This is a genomic window from Citrobacter sp. R56, from assembly GCF_016811995.1.
Taxonomy (GTDB): Bacteria; Pseudomonadota; Gammaproteobacteria; order Enterobacterales; family Enterobacteriaceae; genus Citrobacter_D; species Citrobacter_D enshiensis.
The window spans coordinates 2658348-2679123 of record NZ_CP069159.1 but is presented as its reverse complement, the minus strand read 5'-3'; the positions used below and the strand labels follow the sequence as shown (position 1 = coordinate 2679123).

Here is a 20776-nt window from a genome sequence, read left to right as displayed (position 1 = left end):
ACGTTATTACAGACCCAACAGACCTACAGAGTAACCTGCAATACCGATGACGAAGAAGCCAACGATGATCCACAGGGCGTTCACTTTCTTACGCAGCAGCCACATACAGGCGAAGGTCAGCAGCAGCGGCACCAGGCCTGGCATCAGCTGGTCAAGGATGGTCTGCACGGTGGTCACGCGGGTTTGTCCATCCTGACCGGTGATGGTCGACACCACCAGCGGGATGTTGACGTGCGTCCACTTGTTAACCAGCGCCCCCATGACAAACAGGCCGAGAATTGACGCCCCCTCAGTCAGTTTCTGCAGGAAACCGCCGCCCATATCAGAAACGATATCGACACCTTTACGATAACCGTAGGCTACGCCGTAGTAACGGGTTGCCAGACGTACGGCGTTGAACAGGATGAAGAACAGCAGTGGACCCAGCAGGCTGCCGCTCATCGCGATACCGGCACCCAGTGCGGCAAACACCGGACGAACAGTACCCCAGAAGATCGGGTCACCGACGCCCGCCAGCGGACCCATCAGACCGACTTTGATACCGTTGATGGCGCCATCGTCAATCTCCGCGCCGTTAGCACGTTGTTCTTCCATCGCCAGCGTAACGCCCAGTACCGGGGCCGCCACGTAAGGATGGGTGTTAAAGAACTCGAGGTGACGTTTAATCGCTTGTTTACGCTCGTCGTTGTTCTCAGGATACAAACGGCGGATGGCCGGTATCATCGAGAAGCAGAAACCCAGCGCCTGCATACGTTCGAAGTTCCATGAACCCTGAAACAGGTTAGAACGAATGAACACGCCACGAATGTCACTCTGAGTGAGTTTTTTCTCGGTAGTTGTTTTAGTCATATCAACCATTTCGCTCACCTGCTAGTCCAGTTCATTATCGAGAGAGTTATCACCAGCAGCCTGAGCTGGCGCACCCGCTACGCGGTTATATTTCGGGCTCAACTGAATGTAGAGGATGGCCATGACTGCGCCAATCACACCCAGAGCGACCAGGTTGAAGTTAGTAAATGCGGCGGTCACAAAGCCGAGGTAGAAGAACGGCATCAGGTAGCCCGCACGCATCATGTTGATGACCATTGCATAACCGACGACGACGATCATACCGCCCGCAATATTCAGACCACCGGTAACGACTTCTGGAATCGCGTTGAGCATGCTCTGCACTTCGCTGGTACCGACAGAGATAGCCACGATAACGGCCGGAATGGCGATACGCATTGCTTGCAGGAACAGGGAAGAGACATGGATCCAGGACAGCGCCGTGAGGTTGCCGTTTTCGGCCGCCTTATCCGCTGCGTGCTGGAATGCCACGGTGATAGTACGCACGATGATGGTCAGAACCTGGCCTGCCGCCGCCAGCGGGATAGCCAGCGCGATACCAGCACCAATACTTTGGTGACCGGCGATAACCAGAACGGTTGAGATAATGGACGCCAGTGCGGCATCGGGTGCAACGGCGGCACCGATGTTCATCCAGCCCAGAGCGATCATTTCCAGGGTACCACCGATGATAATACCGGTTTTCATATCCCCGAGAACGGCGCCGATCAGCGTACAGGCTATCAGCGGACGGTGGAACTGAAATTCATCAAGTACCGACTCCATACCCGCGATACATGCGACGATGAACACCAGCACAATCTGAAGAGTGGTAATCTCCATTGTACTTCTCCTATTGCTATACAGACTTAAGTGTGAAAGCTAATTAATGATGACGGGTTACTTCGCCGCTTTGGCGATCAAGTCCATCATTTTCAGTTTCTGATCGGTGGAAACTTTACGAACTTCAAGTTCGATACCGCGTTCGTTGAGTTTTTTGAAAGCGACGATATCTTTCTCATCGACGGAAACCGCATTGTTAACCTGCGTTTTGCCCTGGCGGAAGGCCATACCGCCAATGTTCACGGAGGTGATTTTCACGCCACCTTCGACGATACGCTCCACATCAGTAGGATTGGTGAACAACAGCATGACGCGATTGCCGGCGTATTTCGGGTTGTTGTAGACGCGAATCATCTTCTCGACATCTACGACGTGCGCCGTTACGCCCGGAGGTGCGACTTGTGTTAACAGGGTTTTACGAACGTTATCCGCAGCCACTTCATCGCTTACCACGATAATGCGGGTCACGTTGGTCTCTTTGGTCCAGCGCGTTGCCACCTGGCCGTGGATAAGACGGTCATCAATACGGGCCAGACCGATGGTCATATAATCATCAGGACCCATTGGTTTTGCCGGTACGACCGCTTTGGGTGCTACAACCGGTGCGACCACGGCTTTTTCAACCGGTTTTGCTTTCAGCGCTTTCACACCTTCACGTCCGGTTTCAACTGCCAGAGCAACCAATTCGTCAAAGCTCGGGTTGTCATCACGGGCCATAAACGTTTCCACCAACATGGGAATGTTAACACCTGCGACAACTTCATAATGCTCTTTATCAACGACAATGCGGCTGGCAGCGTTAAACGGACTGCCTCCCCATGTATCGACGAGAAATAGCACGCCTTTACTGGTATCGAGTTTTGCCAACTGAGCGTTGTACTTTTCAATAAGCGTCTCGGCATTTTCGCCTGGAACGAAATCGATCCAGCCGACATTTTCCTGCTCGCCTAACAGCATTTCGGCTGTTTTAAGTAACTGCTCTGCAGCCCAACCATGTGTGCCTATCACAATAGCAATGGTCACTTGCTACCTCCTTTATTATTGTTAACACATCGACGCAAAAATGTAGTTTGAATCGCCGTCCGCAATCGAATCGATTCAGATAAGGGTTACAATAGAAAACCTATGATTTTCGTGAATTATTTTAGATATCGAAAAAAATATTTTATGTGATGGAGATCCGTAATTTAGGTTTCGGTTACGAGAAATTTCGTGGTGTAAAATATCTCTGTCACATCTCTTTGCAAAGGACCGTAAATCTTTGCCAAAAAGATATTGTCTCTGTTATGTTTATGATCTGTTTTAATTTCTAAGGAGTATAGGGCAGTAGCCCGATGTATGGATCGTCACCGACGTCATTTCACCTTCAGGTCGCTTTGCGCCTGCCATTCTGGCAACGTTTGCCACAATCTGAATTTGCACATTGCTTTATCGCCTGAGATGTTCAGTGCGCCGTCTGGCTATTCCTTAAGCAGGAGCTTGTCATGGAATTCTTAATGGACCCCTCAATTTGGGTGGGGCTGCTCACGCTTGTTGTTCTCGAAATTGTTCTGGGCATTGATAACCTGGTCTTTATCGCGATTCTGGCTGACAAACTGCCGCCAAAGCAGCGCGATAAAGCACGTCTCATCGGTTTGTCACTGGCGCTGTTCATGCGTCTTGCGCTGCTGTCCATCATTTCGTGGATGGTGACCTTAACCAAACCGCTCTTTACCGTCTGGGATTTAACCTTTTCGGGGCGTGACCTGATCATGCTGCTCGGGGGGATATTCTTGCTGTTTAAAGCCACCACGGAACTCCATGAAAGGCTGGAAAATCGCGAGCATGATTCCGGGCACGGTAAAGGCTATGCGAGTTTTTGGGTGGTGGTTACGCAAATTGTGATTCTGGATGCGGTCTTCTCGCTGGATGCGGTCATTACCGCTGTCGGTATGGTTAACCACCTGCCAGTGATGATGGCGGCAGTGGTCATTGCGATGGCGGTGATGTTGCTGGCCTCTAAACCGCTGACACGTTTCGTGAACCAACATCCGACGGTGGTCGTGCTCTGTCTGAGCTTCCTGCTGATGATTGGTTTGAGTCTGGTGGCTGAAGGTTTCGGCTTCCACATTCCGAAAGGGTATCTGTACGCGGCGATTGGCTTCTCCATTATTATCGAGCTGTTTAACCAAATTGCCCGGCGTAATTTTATTCGCCATCAGTCGACGTTACCGCTGCGTGCGCGTACCGCTGACGCGATTCTGCGCTTAATGGGCGGAAAACGGCAGGCGAATGTGCAGAGTGAATCGGATATTCCGGCGGTGGTTCCCGTCCTGGAAGGCGCCTTTGCCGATGAAGAGCGTTACATGATTAACGGCGTGCTGACGCTGGCGTCACGTTCGTTACGCGGCATTATGACGCCGCGCGGTGAGATTAGCTGGGTTGATGCGAGTCTGAGCGTGGATGAAATCCGCGAGCAATTACTCTCCTCTCCGCACAGTTTGTTCCCGGTGTGTCGTGGCGAGCTTGATGAAATTATCGGTATCGTCCGTGCGAAAGAACTGCTGGTTGCCCTGGAAGAAGGTGTCGACGTTGCGGCCATTGCCTCCGCATCGCCGGCGATTGTGGTTCCGGAAACGCTGGATCCGATCAACCTGTTAGGGGTATTGCGTCGTGCCCGCGGTAGCTTTGTTATCGTTACCAACGAATTTGGCGTCGTGCAGGGACTGGTCACTCCGCTGGATGTTCTGGAAGCGATTGCCGGTGAATTCCCGGATGCGGATGAAACACCGGAAATCATCACCGATGCTGACGGTTGGCTGGTGAAAGGTGGGACCGATCTCCATGCGCTTCAACAGGCGCTTGCGGTCGATAATCTGGTGGACGACGACGATGAAATCGCCACGGTCGCGGGACTGGTTATCGCGGTAAATGGCCATATTCCACGCGTGGGCGATGTTATTGAGGTCGCGCCATTGAGTATTACGATTGTCGAAGCCAATGACTATCGGGTTGATCTGGTTCGTATTGTTAAAGAGCAACCCGCACATGACGAAGATGAGTAAACGGGGTTAACGGAACGGTATGGCGGGCATCATATGCCCGTTATGTTGGGCGGGCGGCGGTGAGCTGCCCGCCAGCCACTGTGGAAAATCACGTAATGGCATCGGTTTCGCATACAGAAATCCTTGCAGTATGTGTACGCCGTGTTGGCGAAGATGCTGCGCCTGCGCTTGTGTTTCCACCCCTTCCGCCACCAGTTCGATATTCAACCGCTGTCCGAGGGCAATGATGATATCGGTCACTGTCGAATTCACCGCGTCGGTGCCGATAGCGCCGGTAAACGACTTATCGATCTTCAGCACATCTGGCCGCAGTTTTTCCAGCCACGACAGCGAGCTGTTTCCCGTCCCAAAATCATCAATCGCGAGTTTGACACCTTTACGGTGAAGCTCGCGGACCATGCGATAGTCCACATCAAGCAACGCATCCCGTTCCGTGAGTTCAAGAACGAGCTTCTGAATGGGTTGCGCTTTAAACCAGTAGTGGTTGAGATCTTTTAACAGTACGCCATGACGAAAATGGCTGGCCGCCACATTGATACCGATGTGAAACTGGCTGCTCATCGGAAAAAAGTGCCGCTGACGAACCGTTTCCTCAATCACATAGCGGGTCAGTGGGGCAATGAGATGGTGCTCTTCGGCGATCGGAATAAACACATCCGGAGAGATCCAACCCTGGCGGGGATTATTCCAGCGCAGCAGAATTTCTACGCCAATACATTGTTGTGTACGGGCGTTCACTAATGGCTGACAAAAAAGCTCAAACTCGCGCGCGGCAAGGGCCAGATTGATCTCCCAGGAGAAACTCATTCTGTTGGCGGTCGCCAGCCACGTGAGATACCCCACCAACAGACTGAGCATCATGGCGAGCGGGAGCTGAGAGGGCAGATGCTTTAGCGCCAGTTCTCCCGCCCCTGGACCGGTCGCGCTAATGGTGAACGGAAAATATTGTGAGGAAAGCTGGTAACGTTGTTCGCCATTAAGAGGGGGTAACGTGTCGACGACCCCTCTGCCATAAAGGAGATGGTGATTGCCGACGGACAAACTCGCGCTGGTGATTTGCGGCTGTTCTGGTTCAAGCAGCATATCCACCAGCAAATCGATGTTCACTATCACCAGCACCCCGTTTTTGCCATTGGATGATGACGGATACCACTGGATAAGAATAGGGCTGCCCTTGATCAGTGAGCGATCGATGGAGAGAAGCAGTAAAGGCTCTGGCGCCGGGAGATTTGCATGCAGTTGGTGGACCGGCACATTGCGATAGCCAAAGATGCTGGAGCAGTACAATACACCCCCTTCGACCAGACCAATGGAACGGACCGTTTGCAGTTTGGCGGCCTGTTTACGCAGCGCTAAATGGGTGACTGAGCAGGGCAGGCTAATCAACGGCAGCATCACATCCCGCCCAGACTGGAGGGGACGCAGGACATCATCCAGTGCGTTAACGGCATGATTGGCGAACGACACGGTTCGGTGATGATTAAAATTTCGCTCTGACATAAAGCGGAAACATAACGTCAGGATGAGCGTGGTCAGCGCACAAATCGTGCAAACAATGAAACGGTTACGACGGTAGGTTTTGATGATCCGTTGAGCTGTTTGCATGCGAGCTGCCCGATAAGCCGTTGGCAACAAAAGCCAACCGCGACAGAGCAAGTGTAGTGGGGAAAATTACAGTAGACGAGGGTGATGCGTAAAATTCGCCCATCCGTTGCAGATGGGCGAGGTTCAAGTATTAGTCACACTGCACTTTAATGGCCAGTCCGCCACGCGACGTTTCACGGTACTTGGCGTTCATGTCTTTGCCCGTTTCGTACATGGTTTCGATAACTTTATCCAGCGAGACGCGCGGTGCGCTGGTACGACGCATAGCCATACGCGCGGCGTTGATCGCTTTTACCGAGGCAATTGCGTTACGTTCAATACACGGTACTTGCACCTGACCCGCAACCGGATCGCAGGTTAAGCCCAGGTTGTGTTCCATACCGATTTCGGCTGCAACACAGACTTGCTCCGGGCTGGCACCCAGCAGTTCCGCCAGACCCGCAGCAGCCATTGAACAAGCCACGCCAACTTCCCCCTGGCAGCCGACTTCAGCACCAGAAATAGAGGCGTTCATTTTATACAGCGCGCCGATAGCGCCAGCGGCCATAAAGTAACGGGTATAGATATCCGGGCTGACTGACTCAATAAAATGATCATAATAGGCCAGCACCGCAGGGACGATACCGCAGGCGCCGTTGGTTGGTGCCGTCACCACCCGACCGCCCGCCGCGTTCTCTTCGTTAACGGCCAGGGCGAACATGTTCACCCAGTCGATAACGTTCATCGGATCGCTGGAGAGCTTGTCGCTGGAAACCAGCATCCGGCGCAGCGCAGACGCACGGCGCGGAACGCGCAGCGGACCAGGCAGAATGCCTTCGGTGTTCATGCCGCGATCGATACAGGCTTGCATGGTTTGCCAGACATTGGCGAAATACTCTTCAATCTCTTTCTTGCTGTGCAGCGCCAGTTCGTTTTGCATCACCATGCCAGAAAGCGACAGGCCGGTGCTGTTGCAATATTCCAGCATCTCGGTGGCTGACTTGAACGGATAAGGCACGCTCACATCACCCGTTGCGTCCTGACCAAAATGCTCTTCATCAACGATAAAACCGCCGCCGATGGAATAATAGGTTTTGCTGTAGATGACGGTTTCGCCGTTCCACGCGTGAATCTGCATTCCGTTCTCGTGCAACGACAGATTGTCATTATGAAAACGCATCCCGTTATTGTGCGGGAAATCCACTTCATGCCGACCCTGAGCCAGCAACAGGCGTCCGCGCGTTTCAACGTCGCGGATAAAACCCGGGATGCTATCAATATCAACGGTGGCAGGTTCGTTCCCCGCCAGACCCATAATAATGGCGATATCCGTGTGGTGACCTTTACCCGTTAATGACAGCGAGCCGTATACATCCACGGCGACACGGGTAACGCTATCCAATAATCCTTTTTCGACCAGGTCATCGACGAACTGTTTACCCGCCTTCATAGGCCCTACAGTATGGGAGGATGAGGGACCAATCCCCACCTTAAACATGTCGAATAGACTAATCACGATAATACTCCTGACAGGGTAACTGGGGTTCCAGTAACGATGTAATAACTTTGCATAGTGTAAGAGGGAATAGGGCTATCAGCTTAACTATTCACATGAATTAAACTAATAGATAACCTTGCTTTTACTAATATTGGGCGTGGAGTTTCAAGTCGTGTTTGGTACGTGTAAAGTTAAGTATAGTCAGGGTCTCATGCCAATTTGCAGCGCCAGCTCACGAATAATTCCGGCCGTCATGCCCCAGACGAAATAATGCTCATACCAGGAAAGCCAGACGCGATGAGAGTCCCCGCGACGATACACATCCAGTGGATGATATCGCCTCAGTTGCAGCGCTTGCGCCAGCGGCATTTCAAACACGGCAGACACTTCATCTTCACTGGCGTGATAATGAAGATCGGGTGGGATGATGCCAACGACGGGCGTGACCCGAAACCCGGTGACGCTATCTACCGGAGGGAGTACCCCAATCACCTCGACGGCCTCTGGCGGGATCGCGACCTCTTCCTGGGCTTCGCGCAGCGCAGCGGCGATAAGCGACACATCACTGCTGTCTACCGCGCCGCCGGGAAAGGCCACCTGACCGGCGTGTTTACGCAGATGGACGGAACGCTGGGTGAGCAGTAGCCCAGGCTGGGGGCGACGAACGACAGGGATCAGTACGGCGGCCTGACGGTTGTTCAGCGTTTCACGATTCACCTCAGGGCGTAAAAGTTGAAACCGTGATAAAAAATCATCGAGCGTCAGGCTGCTGTTATCCACGTCTTAGTCCTCCAGTTGATGCAAAATACGATTCACTTTATCAAACGTTTCCTGATATTCCGCCGCTTCCTGGCTGTCCGCCACAATCCCGCCGCCTGCGGAACACGACAGTTTTCCCTGCGTCGCGCTCAGGGTACGAATGGTGATGCTGGTATCCATATTGCCGCAAACGCTGAGATACCCGATGCTGCCGCACCAGGCATTGCGTCGCTGGGGCTCCAGTTCATCAATAATTTCCATTGCGCGTACTTTCGGCGCACCGGTAATCGAACCGCCTGGGAAGGCGGCACGCAGCAAATCGGTGGCATGCAGGTGGTCGGGCAACTGCGCGGTGATGGTACTGACCAGATGGTGTACCGCCGGAAACGGCTCAACGACAAACAGTTCGGGCACTTTGACTGACCCCGGTACGGCGACGCGGCCAATATCATTGCGCATCAGATCGACAATCATTAGGTTTTCCGCCCGATCTTTTGGCGAGCAGGCGAGTTTATGCGCCTGCTGGCGGTCATCGTGCGGATCCTCCAGACGTGGAAGTGTCCCTTTGATGGGGCGGGTCTGAATGTGGCCGTTCGCGAGTTGAATAAATCGTTCTGGTGAAAGGCTCAAAATAGCGCCATCTTCCAGACGTAAAAAGGCGCTGAAGGGGGCGCGGTTGGCCTGATTGAGACGCACAAAGGCTTGCCATTCGTCACCCTGATAGTCAGCCTGAAAACGCTGGGCAAGATTCACCTGATAGCAGTCGCCGCTGTGCAGATAAGCCTGTACCTGGCGAAATTTTTCACCATACTGCTCGCGCGTCATGTTCGACTGCCAGGCGGAGGTTAAGCTGAACGGCTCATGCACTGGCGCCTGTTGGCTTTCCAGCCAGTCGAGTCGTGCGAGTGCGTTCGAATGGCTGAGCAGCGACACGGTTTGCTTTTGGTTATCGACAATCAGCGCCCAGTCGTAAATTCCCACCGCCATATCCGGCAACGTGATATCGTGTTGGGCAATATCGGGCAGCGATTCAAAACGACGCCCCAGATCGTAGCCAAAAAGTCCCAGAGCTCCCCCCTGAAACGGCAAATCGTCGCTGTGCGATGGCGTCATCGCCAGCGATGCCAGCGCTGTCTGCACGACGTTCAGCGGATCATCCGTTGTTGTTGTGGTGCAGTGATGCGCATCGCAGACCCGTGTTTTTTCGCCACGTGTGACCAGCGTCGTGATGGGATCGGCCACCAGAATGTCAAAACGGTTATGCGGATGGTCCGCGTGACCGGAATGCAGAAGCATGGCCCAGGGGGTATGACTCAGCGGCGCAAAATAGTGTTCAGCGGCGTCCTGACGCCAGGGTAACTGGATTACAGCGGGAGATAACGTCTTCATCTGTCCTGACTCGTGACTACTCTACTGGCTATGTGCCGGGTAGCATGAAATAATTAGCGTTAACAATTTAGCAGGAGTTCATCATGTTTGCAGGTTTACCTTCACTCACGCACGATCAGCAGCAAAAAGCGGTAGAACGCATTCAGGAACTGATGTCACAAGGAATGAGTAGCGGGGAGGCGATTGCGCTGGTGGCTGCGGAGTTACGCGCCACCCATACCGGCGAGCGGATCGTGGCGCGTTTTGAGGATGAAGACGAATAACGCGACCTTAGACGGCAGCGATAATTTTAATCTCAACCTTGTATTTCGGGTTCATTAACCCAGCCTGTACCGTGCAACGTACAGGCGCATGTCCGGCAACAACCCAGGCATCCCAGGCTTTGTTCATCGCCGCGAAATCACTTTTATCGGTAAGAAAAATGGTCGCATCCAGAATGCGCGCCTTATTGCTGCCTTGCTTTTCCAGTACGGCATCGATTTGCGCCAGGGTATTGGCCGTCTGCTCGAAGGCGTCAGCGTCCAGGTTCTCAGGTACGCCGGTGTAGTACAGGGTATTGTTGTGGATAACGACATCAGACCAACGGTCTTCGGCATCAATACGGACAATAGTCATCAATTACTCCTCGTTAGCGTTAAGGTTCCATTTTTACGCGGCAAGACTGCCACATTGTTATGCCGTCGTCACCTCTTCAACTGGCGAAAGATCCTCTGGCCTGACATAATCCCTGTTCAAATGAACAGGGGGTAGTGTGTCGGACGATTTTGCCGTAGACGGTCAGTTAGCGAAAGCGATAGCGGGTTTTAAGCCGCGCGAACCACAGCGACAAATGGCCGTTGCCGTGGCCCATGCGATTGAAACCTCGGCCCCTCTGGTCGTTGAAGCCGGGACAGGCACAGGGAAAACCTACGCCTATCTCGCCCCTGCATTACGCGCCAAAAAGAAAGTGATTATTTCAACAGGCTCGAAAGCGTTGCAGGATCAGCTCTACAGTCGCGATCTCCCTACCGTGGCAAACGCCCTGAAGTTCACCGGCAAACTGGCGCTGCTGAAAGGGCGCTCAAACTATTTGTGTCTGGAGCGTCTTGAACAGCAGGCGCTGGCGGGCGGTGACTTGCCGGTGCAAATTTTGAGCGACGTTATCTTACTGCGCTCCTGGTCCAATCAAACCCTTGATGGCGACATCAGTACCTGCGTCAGCGTGGCGGAAGACTCTCAGGCCTGGCCGCTGGTCACCAGCACCAATGACAACTGTCTGGGCAGCGATTGCCCGCTCTACAAAGAGTGCTTTGTGGTCAAAGCGCGTAAAAAAGCGATGGATGCCGATGTCGTGGTGGTCAACCACCATCTTTTTTTGGCTGACATGGTGGTGAAAGAGAGCGGTTTTGGTGAACTGATCCCCGAAGCGGAGGTAATGATCTTCGATGAAGCCCATCAGCTTCCCGACATCGCCAGCCAGTATTTTGGCCAGTCACTCTCCAGCCGACAGCTTCTTGATCTGGCAAAAGATTTTACGATTGCGTATCGCACCGAACTCAAAGACACCCAACAACTGCAAAAATGCGCTGACCGTCTTGCCCAGAGTGCGCAAGATTTCCGTTTGCAATTAGGGGAGCCAGGCTACCGTGGGAACCTGCGCGAGCTTCTCGCCGATCCGCGCGTCCAGCGGGCCTTTCTGTTGCTCGATGACACACTCGAACTGTGTTACGACGTCGCGAAACTTTCTCTGGGGCGTTCGACACTTCTGGACGCCGCCTTCGAGCGGGCCACGCTGTACCGCACCCGCCTCAAACGCCTGAAAGAGATCAATCAGCCAGGCTACAGCTACTGGTATGAATGTACGTCGCGTCATTTTACCCTGGCGCTGACGCCGCTGACCGTTGCGGATAAATTCAAAGAGGTGATGGCGCAGAAACCCGGTAGCTGGATTTTTACCTCAGCGACCCTGTCGGTGAATGACGATCTCCACCATTTTACCGCGCGACTGGGGATTGAAGAGGCAGAATCCATGCTGCTTCCCAGTCCGTTCGATTACACGCAGCAGGCGCTGCTGTTAGTGCCGCGAAACCTGCCGCAGACCAACCAGCCCGGCGCGGCGCGCCAGTTGGCCGCGATGTTAAGACCCATCATTGAAGCGAACAATGGGCGTTGCTTTATGCTGTGTACCTCGCACGCCATGATGCGCGACCTTGCCGAACAGTTCCGCGCCACCATGACGTTGCCGGTGCTGCTGCAAGGCGAAACCAGCAAAGGTCAACTGTTGCAACAGTTCGTCAGCGCGGGCAACGCGCTGCTGGTGGCGACCAGCAGTTTCTGGGAAGGCGTTGATGTGCGCGGCGATACCTTGTCGCTGGTGATTATCGACAAGCTGCCGTTTACCTCGCCGGATGACCCGTTGCTCAAAGCGCGAATGGAAGACTGCCGACTGCGCGGCGGCGATCCTTTCGATGAGGTTCAGTTACCGGATGCGGTTATCACCCTGAAGCAGGGGGTGGGGCGCCTGATCCGTGATGCCGATGACCGTGGCGTGCTGGTGATTTGTGATAACCGACTCGTTATGCGTCCCTATGGCGCGACGTTCCTGGCCAGTCTCCCGCCTGCGCCGCGCACCCGGGATATTGCTCGCGCCGTCCGGTTTCTTGCCCTCCCATCGGTTAAGTAATTTGTTACGGAGTATGGTAAGATACGCGCCATTTTATTGATCTAAGCACGAAGACCCATGCGAATTCTGGCTATCGATACCGCCACAGAAGCCTGTTCTGTTGCCCTGTGGAATGACGGTAATATCAATGCTCAATTTGAGCTTTGCCCACGAGAACACACCCAACGAATCTTGCCGATGGTTCAGGATATCCTGGCAACCAGCGGCACAACGCTTGCCGAAATCAACGCGCTGGCCTTTGGCCGCGGGCCGGGGAGCTTTACCGGCGTGCGCATTGGTATCGGTATTGCGCAAGGTCTGGCATTGGGGGCCTCTCTTCCGATGATCGGGGTCTCGACGCTGGCAACGATGGCGCAGGGCGCCTGGCGTAAAACCGGCGCCACCCGCGTTCTGGCGGCGATTGACGCCCGAATGGGCGAAGTCTACTGGGCAGAATATCAGCGCGACGAAAATGGCGTATGGCACGGTGAAGATACTGAAGCGGTGTTAAAACCGGACGCGGTACTTGCACGGTTAAAGCAACTTTCCGGCGAGTGGGCCACGGTGGGCACGGGTTGGCCGGCATGGCCGGAACTGGCAAACGAGAGCGGTCTGGCGCTGCGTGATGGCGATGTCTTGCTGCCAGCGGCAGAAGATATGCTGCCGTTAGCCAGCCAAATGCTGGCGGCAGGAAAAACCGTCGCCGTTGAGCATGCCGAACCGGTTTATTTGCGTAACAACGTGGCGTGGAAGAAACTTCCCGGTAAAGAATGAATCTCAGTAGTATTAGCCTGATGCAGTGATATGCGCTGAGAAGAAGGAGTCGCATTATGGCGGTTCACAGACAGATTGTTAAAGGAATGCTGGCGGCAGCCGTTGCGCTTATGCTCAGTGGCTGCGTCACCGTTCCGGATGCCATCAAAGGGTCGAGTCCCACGCCGCAACAGGATCTGGCGCGGGTGATGAGCGCGCCGCAACTGTATGTCGGCCAGGAAGCGCGTTTTGGCGGCAAAGTGGTGGACGTGCAAAACCAGCAGGGGAAAACCCGTCTGGAGATTGCCACGGTGTCTCTGGATAGCGGCGCGCGACCGGTGCTGGGCGAAGTGTCTCGCGGACGTATTCTGGCAGACGTGAACGGGTTCCTTGACCCGGTTGATTTTCGCGGTCAACTGGTCACCGTCGTCGGCCCGATCAGCGGAAGTGTCGACGGTAAAATCGGCAATACCCCGTACAAATTTATGCTGATGAATGTGACGGGTTATAAGCGCTGGCGGGTTACGCAACAGGTTGTGATGCCGCCTCAGCCGATTGATCCGTGGTTTTACGGTGCACGCGCCAGACACTATGGCTATGGTTACGGCTATGGTTATGGCGGATGGTATAACCCCGGCCCCGTCCAGGTTCAGACGATAGTAACAGAGTAACTCATTGTTTTGTCGATAAAAGAAACAGCGGCTCGTCCGCTGTTTCTGCATTAATACGGATAGAAGAAAAATAAATAGTGACGCGCTTCGCAACCTTTCAGTTGAGTAATTAATAAGCTGGTACGCTGAGTTAATATTATGTTAACGGCTTGTTTATTTACTGGGGTTGTGATGACGACGAACACGCATTTTAGAGGTGATGTTTTGAAGAAGGTTTGGCTTAACCGTTATCCCGCAGATGTCCCGGCGGAGATCAATCCTGACCGTTATCAATCCCTGGTGGAACTGTTTGAACAGGCTTCGGCGCGCTACGCCGATCAGCCTGCGTTCGTCAATATGGGGGAGGTGATGACCTTCCGCAAACTCGAAGAGCGTAGCCGGGCATTTTCGGCGTATTTGCAGCAGGGGCTCGGGCTTAAAAAGGGCGATCGTGTCGCGCTGATGATGCCGAACCTGTTGCAGTACCCTGTCGCACTGTTTGGTATCCTGCGAGCCGGGATGATCGTGGTCAACGTCAATCCCCTGTATACACCGCGTGAACTGGAGCATCAGCTCAACGACAGTGGCGCGACGGCTATCGTGATTGTCTCCAACTTTGCCCATACGCTGGAAAAAGTGGTTGAGAAAACGGCCGTAAAACACGTGATCCTGACCCGTATGGGCGATCAGCTCTCGACGGCGAAAGGCACGCTGGTTAACTTCGTGGTGAAATACATTAAGCGCCTGGTGCCGAAGTACCATCTGCCGGATGCGATTTCATTTCGTAGCGCGTTACAAAACGGCTATCGCATGCAATATGTGAAGCCTGAGGTGGTGCCTGAAGATCTGGCTTTCCTGCAGTACACCGGCGGCACGACCGGGGTGGCGAAAGGGGCGATGCTGACGCACCGCAATATGCTGGCAAATCTCGAGCAGGTGAATGCGACCTACGGGCCGCTGTTGCATCCGGGTAAAGAGCTGGTGGTCACCGCGCTGCCGCTGTATCACATCTTCGCCCTGACCATGAACTGCTTACTGTTCATTGAACTGGGCGGTCAAAACCTGCTGATCACCAACCCGCGCGATATCCCAGGACTGGTCAAAGAGCTGGCGAAATACCCGTTCACCGCCATGACGGGCGTGAACACGCTGTTTAATGCCTTGTTGAATAACAAAGAGTTCCAGCAGCTCGATTTTTCTACGTTGCATCTGTCGGCGGGGGGCGGAATGCCCGTCCAGCAAGCCGTAGCGGAGCGCTGGGTGAAGCTGACCGGGCAATACCTGCTGGAAGGCTACGGACTGACCGAATGTTCACCGCTGGTGAGCGTTAACCCGCATGATATCGACTATCACAGCGGCAGCATCGGCTTACCGGTTCCCTCCACCGAGGTCAAACTGGTCGACGATGATGACAACGAAGTGCCACCGGGAGAGCCGGGCGAACTGTGCATCAAAGGCCCACAGGTGATGCTGGGTTACTGGCAACGTCCCGACGCGACGGATGAAATCGTCAAAGGGGGCTGGTTGCATACCGGTGATATCGCGGTGATGGATGACGAAGGATTCCTGCGCATCGTTGACCGTAAAAAAGACATGATTCTGGTCTCCGGCTTCAACGTCTATCCGAACGAGATTGAAGATGTAGTCATGCAGCATCCTGGCGTTCAGGAAGTGGCCGCGGTGGGCGTGCCGTCCGGCAGCAGTGGCGAGGCGGTGAAGATTTTTGTGGTGAAAAAAGACGATTCCCTCACCGATGAGGCGTTGGTCACTTTCTGCCGTCGCCATCTGACGGGCTACAAAGTGCCTAAGCTGGTGGAATTCCGTGACGAGTTGCCAAAATCTAACGTCGGAAAAATTTTGCGACGAGAATTACGTGACGAAGCGCGTGGCAAAGTAGACAATAAGGCATGAGCTTTAAATGAGTCGCCAGACGCCGGTTAAGCCGGCGTTTTTTTTGGCGCAAACCTAAGAGAACACGATTTGAATTACCAAATGATCACCACGGACGACGCGCTGGCAACCCTTTGCGAAGCGGTCCGTGCGTTTAAGGCCATTGCCCTGGACACTGAATTTGTCCGCACGCGCACCTATTATCCGCAACTGGGTCTTATCCAGCTGTTTGATGGCGAACACGTTGCGCTGATTGATCCGCACGGGATCACCGACTGGTCCCCACTGCGCGCCATTTTACGCGATACCGCCATTACCAAATATCTGCATGCGGGCAGCGAAGATCTGGAAGTGTTTCTGAATACCTTTGGTGAACTGCCACAGCCGCTGATCGACACGCAAATCCTCGCCGCATTTTGTGGACGTCCTCTGTCATGGGGATTTGCGTCCATGGTGGAAGAGTACACCGGCGTAGCGCTGGACAAGAGTGAATCCCGTACTGACTGGCTGGCCAGACCGTTAACGGAGCGCCAGTGTGAATACGCGGCGGCCGATGTCTGGTATCTATTACCGATCACCGCAAAACTGATGGCGGAAACGCAAGAGAGTGGTTGGTTACCCGCCGCGCTGGACGAGTGTCGTTTGATGCAGCAACGCCGTCAGGAGATCCTTGCGCCTGAAGACGCCTGGCGTGAAATTACCAACGCCTGGCAGTTGCGTACCCGTCAACTGGCCTGCCTGCAATTACTGGCCGACTGGCGACTGCGTAAAGCCCGTGAGCGCGATCTGGCGGTCAATTTCGTGGTGCGCGAAGAACATCTGTGGGCTGTTGCCCGTTATATGCCAGGCAGTCTGGGGGAACTCGACGGTCTTGGGCTTTCCGGCAGTGAAATTCGTTTTCACGGCAAGACGCTGATTTCACTGGTGGCACAAGCGCAGGCGCTCCCGGAAGAGAGCCTTCCGCAACCCTTGCTGAACCTGATGGATATGCCGGGCTACCGCAAGGCATTCAAAGCCATCAAGGCGCTGGTTGCCGACGTCAGTGCGGCGCATAATCTCAGCGCCGAGCTGCTCGCCTCCCGCCGCCAGATAAACCAGTTGCTCAACTGGCACTGGAAGCTAAAACCGCAGGCGACGTTACCGGAGCTGATTTCCGGATGGCGCGCGGAGTTGATGGCTGAACAGCTCAACCGTCTGTTGCAAGAGTATCCACGCTAAACCAGACGAAAACGGGAGCCAGGCGCTCCCGTTATTCGGCCGTGAGATCATAAGTCCAGCACCAGTCGCTTACCTTTGGCGCGTGAGCAGCAGATGAGCAGACTTTGCTGGCTGGCTTTTTCATCGTCGCTGTAATACTGATCCCGGTGATCGGCTTCCCCTTCGAGAATCACCGTTTCACATGTGCCGCACACCCCTTCACGGCACAAACACTCCACCTTCGCCGCTTTGTTATTTTCGATCACCTGCAAAATCGTCATTTCTTCGGGGACCACAAATTCGCGTCCCGAACGGGCCAGTACGAGGGTAAAGGCATCGCCCGCCTTATCTTCAACGGCAAATTGTTCAAAATGCAGAGCATCTTTTTCGATGCCGAGAGCGGCAGCCTCGCGTCTTACGGCATCGTTAAGCGCTTCTGGACCGCAGGTATAGATATGGGTGCCCGGTTCAACATCCGCCAGCAGACGCGCCAGTTCCAACCGTGTGCCTTCTGACGAAAGGTGCAGATGAATACGGGAGGCATTGATGTGCTGAGATAACTCACTGTGAAACGCGCAACTTTCCCGGCTGTGGGCACAATAATGGAGCTGCCACTGCGCCTGGCGCTGTTCCAGTTCGGGTATCTGAGAGAGGAATGGGGTGATCCCAATCCCTCCGGCGATCAGCAGGTGTTTATGCGCCTGCGGCGCGAGCGCGAAGAGATTCTTCGGGGTGGACACGGTAAGTGTGTCGCCGGGTTTCACCTGCTGATGCAGATAGCGGGATCCCCCTTTGGAGTTCTCCTCCTGCCGCACGGCAATTTGCCAGTGAGAGGTATCCAGCGGGGAACTCATCAGCGAATAGGCATTGCTATAGAGCTGATTGCCCTCGCGCATTTGGACAATAATATGACTACCGCCGCTGAAGGCGGGTAACCTGCCGCCCGACGCAGCAACTAAGGTAAAACGCTTTACATGCGCGGTGAGGGTTTCAACCTGACTCACCCGCACCTGATGCATTTGATATTCAGACATCGCAGCACTCCCTTAAAAATCAGCCCGACGCTGCGCATTGACAGCGCCGGGACCTGTCATCGTTACAGCCCCTGGCAGAGGTATTTCATCTCCAGGTAATCTTCGATCCCGTATTCTGACCCTTCGCGCCCCAGCCCCGACTGTTTGACGCCGCCAAACGGCGCGACTTCATTGGAGATGAGTCCGGTATTGATCCCCACCATCCCGTACTCAAGCTGTTCTGAAACGCGCCAGATCCGCGCGGCGTCATTGGTGTAGAAATACGATGCCAGGCCATAAATGGTGTCATTAGCCTGACGGATAACATCCTGTTCATCGTCGAATTTCACCAGTGCGGCTACCGGGCCAAAGATCTCTTCCTGCAACAGTTGAGAGCCTGGCTGCACGTTGCCTATCACCGTGGGGGTAAAGAAATTGCCGCCTGCCGCATGACGCTGGCCGCCGGTTAACAGCGTGGCGCCACGGGTCAGCGCGTCGTCGAGCAGGGACTGCACTTTTTGCACGGCATCACTGTTGATCAGCGGTCCTGTTTGTACGCCAGGCTGACTGCCGTCGCCCACCCGCAGCGCCGCGACCCTGGCGACGAATTTCTCGCAAAACGCGTCGTAAATGGCGTGATGAATATAAAAGCGGTTTACGCACACGCAGGTTTGTCCGGCATTACGGAATTTGGCGACCAGCGCACCTTCCACGGCTTTGTCGAGGTCGGCATCTTCAAAGACGATAAACGGCGCGTTACCGCCCAGCTCCAGCGACACCTTTTTAATGCTGTCGGCACACTGGCGCATCAGGACGCGGCCCACTTCGGTTGACCCCGTGAAGGAGAGTTTGCGCACGCGCTCATCACCGGTGAATACCGCCCCGATATCGCGGGACTTACCGGTCACGACATTGATAACACCGGCCGGGATCCCTGCCTGTCGCGCCAGTTCCGCCAGCGCCAGCGCGGTGAATGGCGTTTCATTCGCCGGTTTGAGCACCATCGTACAACCTGCCGCGAGCGCAGGCCCGGCTTTGCGGGTGATCATCGCCGCAGGGAAGTTCCACGGCGTGATGGCGGCACAGACGCCAATTCCCTGGCGGATCACCATCAACCGTTTATCGGTGGACGGGGAGGGGATAACGTCGCCGTTGGTGCGTTTTCCCTGCTCGGCAAACCATTCGATAAACGACGCGGCGTAGGCAATTTCCCCCTCTGCCTCCGCCAGCGGCTTACCTTGTTCGGCGGTCATGATCTGCGCAAGCGCAGAGGTGTTGTCGAGGATCAGACGATGCCAGGCTTTGAGTAACATCCCACGCTGAGCGGCAGTCATCGCCCGCCAGGCCGGTAATGCCTGCGAGGCGGCGTCAACCGCCTGACGCGCTTCCTCTGCACCCATATTGGGGATTTTTCCCAGCGTCGTGCCCGTTGCAGGGTTCGTCACCGCCAGCGTGGCGTCATTATCGGCATCTCGCCAGACGCCAGCAATGAACGCTTGTTGACGAAAAAGTGAAGACTGAAATACGGACATGGCTCTCTCCCTGCGCAATTAATTCTGGAACACCTGGGCGACCAGATTATGAAAATGGGCGATACCGTGCTCGGAAATTCCGCTCCCGCTGGTATCCGCCATAATGCGCCCCTGACCGCGATAGCCGCGTGATTTCAGCCCTTTTTGTACGCTTTCGACCAGACGTAAATCTTCCGGGCGGAACACGTCGCGATACCATTCGATCAGCGACTTCTGCTCATCCGTTAATTCTTCGTTGGTAAAGTAGATATCGTAGTTTTGCAGGGTGGTTTCCGCATCAACCGGGAATTCATAGATAACGGTCATCATCCCCTTGATAGGGGTGACATTGAGCATGGTGCAGGGCCACAGCCAGAAGCCGTGGAAGGCGGCATCCACACCCTCTTCAAATTTGAATGACTGCTCAGACGGTTTGGCAAAACCGTACTGCAGCGTCCAGTTGCCATGCATGGTATGCCAGTAGCGATCCACCTGTACGGAATCAGAGAAGCCAGGGTGTGCCGGGCCACAGTGGTAGCATTCCAGATAGTTGTCGACGATATTCTTCCAGTTTGCCGGGGTGCGGGTGGTAAAACGGGCCGCGAGTTTCAGGTCATGAACCTCCGGGCACGCCTCCACCACTTTTGCTGCCAGGCCCGGTAACTGCTCCTCAACGCTGGGTGCATTCGGGTCCATGTTGATAAAGACAAAACCGGCGTACTCTTCAAGGCGAACCGGGGTGAGATGGGCCTTGTCGCTGTCGAAATTGGCGACGTTTTCACAGTTACGGGCGTGAGCGAGATTGCCATCCAGCTTGAAAGCCCAGGCATGGTACGGGCAGGTGATCACGTTTTTCGCTTTCCCTTCGCCGCTCAGTAACTGATGACCGCGATGCGGGCAGACGTTATAGAAAGCGCGCAGAATATTGTCGCGACCGCGCACCAGGACGATATTTTCACCGATGATCTCACGGGTCACATAATCATTCGGCTTCGCCAGTTCGCTGCTGTGCGCGACGCAAATCCAGCTTTTGGCAAACACGTTCTCTTTTTCATGTTCGAATGCCTGCTGGTCGGTGTAAAAGCGTGCCGGAATGGTCCAGGCATCCTGCGGGTTTGCACAAAAGTTGTCAGGCAAAACAAATTCAGGGCTCAGATTGCTCATAGGGTTACCTTT

At 54.5% G+C, this 20776-nt stretch carries 18 protein-coding genes; 7 read left to right on the top strand and 11 right to left on the bottom strand.

Annotated elements, in window-relative coordinates:
* Positions 1 to 6 precede the first annotated feature (6 nt).
* From JM656_RS12725 to manX, 3 genes are read right to left on the bottom strand one after another with little or no spacing between them, the layout of a single operon-like run.
* Entirely contained in the window at positions 7 to 858 is an 852-nt protein-coding gene (locus JM656_RS12725; protein WP_203358109.1) for a PTS mannose transporter subunit IID, read from the bottom strand.
* Positions 859 to 870: 12 nt separating this feature from the next.
* Positions 871 to 1671, bottom strand: a complete 801-nt coding sequence (gene manY / locus JM656_RS12720) for a PTS mannose transporter subunit IIC (protein WP_162379735.1) — start codon at positions 1669 to 1671, stop codon at positions 871 to 873.
* A gap of 57 nt (positions 1672 to 1728) precedes the next feature.
* Positions 1729 to 2694 (bottom strand): PTS mannose transporter subunit IIAB, encoded by a 966-nt coding sequence (manX, locus tag JM656_RS12715; RefSeq protein WP_203358108.1) that lies wholly within the window; start codon positions 2692 to 2694, stop codon positions 1729 to 1731.
* A gap of 461 nt (positions 2695 to 3155) precedes the next feature.
* Between manX and yoaE the strand changes: the two genes are divergently transcribed.
* Positions 3156 to 4715: a CNNM family cation transport protein YoaE gene (yoaE, locus tag JM656_RS12710; protein WP_203358107.1), complete on the top strand. Its 1560-nt coding sequence runs from the start codon at positions 3156 to 3158 to the stop codon at positions 4713 to 4715.
* Between the two features lie 6 nt (positions 4716 to 4721).
* Here yoaE and JM656_RS12705 read toward each other — a convergent pair whose 3' ends face one another.
* From JM656_RS12705 to pabB, 4 genes are all read right to left on the bottom strand, one after another.
* Positions 4722 to 6320 (bottom strand): EAL domain-containing protein, encoded by a 1599-nt coding sequence (locus JM656_RS12705; RefSeq protein ID WP_203358106.1) that lies wholly within the window; start codon positions 6318 to 6320, stop codon positions 4722 to 4724.
* A 130-nt stretch (positions 6321 to 6450) separates the two neighbouring features.
* On the bottom strand, positions 6451 to 7815 hold the full coding sequence (sdaA, locus tag JM656_RS12700) for an L-serine ammonia-lyase (protein WP_203358105.1): 1365 nt from the start codon (positions 7813 to 7815) through the stop codon (positions 6451 to 6453).
* 183 nt (positions 7816 to 7998) lie between these two features.
* Positions 7999 to 8577, bottom strand: a complete 579-nt coding sequence (locus JM656_RS12695) for a CoA pyrophosphatase (protein WP_203358104.1) — start codon at positions 8575 to 8577, stop codon at positions 7999 to 8001.
* Positions 8578 to 8580: 3 nt separating this feature from the next.
* Complete coding sequence (gene pabB, locus JM656_RS12690) at positions 8581 to 9945, bottom strand: aminodeoxychorismate synthase component 1 (protein ID WP_203358103.1); 1365 nt, start codon at positions 9943 to 9945, stop codon at positions 8581 to 8583.
* 83 nt (positions 9946 to 10028) lie between these two features.
* Here pabB and JM656_RS12685 point away from each other — a divergent pair, with 83 nt between their 5' ends.
* Positions 10029 to 10208 carry a YoaH family protein gene (locus JM656_RS12685; RefSeq protein WP_203358102.1) on the top strand — a complete coding sequence of 60 codons (180 nt, stop codon included), beginning with the start codon at positions 10029 to 10031 and terminating at the stop codon, positions 10206 to 10208.
* A gap of 7 nt (positions 10209 to 10215) precedes the next feature.
* Here the strand turns inward: JM656_RS12685 and JM656_RS12680 are convergent, their stop codons facing one another.
* A complete protein-coding gene (locus tag JM656_RS12680) occupies positions 10216 to 10560 on the bottom strand; it encodes a RidA family protein (RefSeq protein ID WP_203358101.1) in 345 nt (114 codons plus the stop codon).
* A 136-nt stretch (positions 10561 to 10696) separates the two neighbouring features.
* Between JM656_RS12680 and JM656_RS12675 the strand changes: the two genes are divergently transcribed.
* The 5 genes from JM656_RS12675 (at position 10697) to rnd (ending at position 17097) form a co-directional block, all read left to right on the top strand.
* Entirely contained in the window at positions 10697 to 12607 is a 1911-nt protein-coding gene (locus tag JM656_RS12675) for an ATP-dependent DNA helicase (protein WP_203358100.1), read from the top strand.
* A 57-nt stretch (positions 12608 to 12664) separates the two neighbouring features.
* The gene (tsaB, locus tag JM656_RS12670; protein WP_203358099.1) at positions 12665 to 13360 is read left to right on the top strand and encodes a tRNA (adenosine(37)-N6)-threonylcarbamoyltransferase complex dimerization subunit type 1 TsaB; all 696 of its coding nucleotides are present in this window, start codon (positions 12665 to 12667) and stop codon (positions 13358 to 13360) included.
* A gap of 56 nt (positions 13361 to 13416) precedes the next feature.
* Positions 13417 to 14010, top strand: coding sequence for a Slp family lipoprotein (locus JM656_RS12665; protein ID WP_203358098.1), 594 nt, complete (start codon positions 13417 to 13419; stop codon positions 14008 to 14010).
* Between the two features lie 204 nt (positions 14011 to 14214).
* On the top strand, positions 14215 to 15900 hold the full coding sequence (gene fadD, locus JM656_RS12660; RefSeq protein WP_203358097.1) for a long-chain-fatty-acid--CoA ligase FadD: 1686 nt from the start codon (positions 14215 to 14217) through the stop codon (positions 15898 to 15900).
* 81 nt (positions 15901 to 15981) lie between these two features.
* On the top strand, positions 15982 to 17097 hold the full coding sequence (rnd, locus tag JM656_RS12655) for a ribonuclease D (protein WP_203361285.1): 1116 nt from the start codon (positions 15982 to 15984) through the stop codon (positions 17095 to 17097).
* 47 nt (positions 17098 to 17144) lie between these two features.
* On the opposite strand, the gene JM656_RS12650 is transcribed toward rnd, so the two are convergent.
* The 3 genes from JM656_RS12650 to yeaW all read right to left on the bottom strand — a co-directional run bounded on the left by JM656_RS12650 (position 17145) and on the right by yeaW (position 20764).
* Entirely contained in the window at positions 17145 to 18110 is a 966-nt protein-coding gene (locus tag JM656_RS12650; RefSeq protein ID WP_203358096.1) for a PDR/VanB family oxidoreductase, read from the bottom strand.
* Between the two features lie 62 nt (positions 18111 to 18172).
* On the bottom strand, positions 18173 to 19621 hold the full coding sequence (locus JM656_RS12645) for an NAD-dependent succinate-semialdehyde dehydrogenase (RefSeq protein WP_203358095.1): 1449 nt from the start codon (positions 19619 to 19621) through the stop codon (positions 18173 to 18175).
* 18 nt (positions 19622 to 19639) lie between these two features.
* On the bottom strand, positions 19640 to 20764 hold the full coding sequence (gene yeaW, locus JM656_RS12640) for a carnitine monooxygenase, oxygenase subunit YeaW (protein WP_203358094.1): 1125 nt from the start codon (positions 20762 to 20764) through the stop codon (positions 19640 to 19642).
* Positions 20765 to 20776: the final 12 nt, after the last annotated feature.

What these genes read in the sequence shown, in the direction of transcription:
- yeaW (WP_203358094.1), bottom strand. Translation starts at nt 20,764, where the DNA reads ATGAGCAATCTGAGCCCTGAATTTGTTTTGCCTGACAACTTTTGTGCA.
- JM656_RS12680 (WP_203358101.1), bottom strand. Translation starts at nt 10,560, where the DNA reads ATGACTATTGTCCGTATTGATGCCGAAGACCGTTGGTCTGATGTCGTT.
- yoaE (WP_203358107.1), top strand. Translation starts at nt 3,156, where the DNA reads ATGGAATTCTTAATGGACCCCTCAATTTGGGTGGGGCTGCTCACGCTT.
- tsaB (WP_203358099.1), top strand. Translation starts at nt 12,665, where the DNA reads ATGCGAATTCTGGCTATCGATACCGCCACAGAAGCCTGTTCTGTTGCC.
- JM656_RS12650 (WP_203358096.1), bottom strand. Translation starts at nt 18,110, where the DNA reads ATGTCTGAATATCAAATGCATCAGGTGCGGGTGAGTCAGGTTGAAACC.
- JM656_RS12725 (WP_203358109.1), bottom strand. Translation starts at nt 858, where the DNA reads ATGGTTGATATGACTAAAACAACTACCGAGAAAAAACTCACTCAGAGT.
- JM656_RS12685 (WP_203358102.1), top strand. Translation starts at nt 10,029, where the DNA reads ATGTTTGCAGGTTTACCTTCACTCACGCACGATCAGCAGCAAAAAGCG.
- JM656_RS12665 (WP_203358098.1), top strand. Translation starts at nt 13,417, where the DNA reads ATGGCGGTTCACAGACAGATTGTTAAAGGAATGCTGGCGGCAGCCGTT.
- pabB (WP_203358103.1), bottom strand. Translation starts at nt 9,945, where the DNA reads ATGAAGACGTTATCTCCCGCTGTAATCCAGTTACCCTGGCGTCAGGAC.
- rnd (WP_203361285.1), top strand. Translation starts at nt 15,982, where the DNA reads ATGATCACCACGGACGACGCGCTGGCAACCCTTTGCGAAGCGGTCCGT.
- JM656_RS12705 (WP_203358106.1), bottom strand. Translation starts at nt 6,320, where the DNA reads ATGCAAACAGCTCAACGGATCATCAAAACCTACCGTCGTAACCGTTTC.
- JM656_RS12645 (WP_203358095.1), bottom strand. Translation starts at nt 19,621, where the DNA reads ATGTCCGTATTTCAGTCTTCACTTTTTCGTCAACAAGCGTTCATTGCT.
- manY (WP_162379735.1), bottom strand. Translation starts at nt 1,671, where the DNA reads ATGGAGATTACCACTCTTCAGATTGTGCTGGTGTTCATCGTCGCATGT.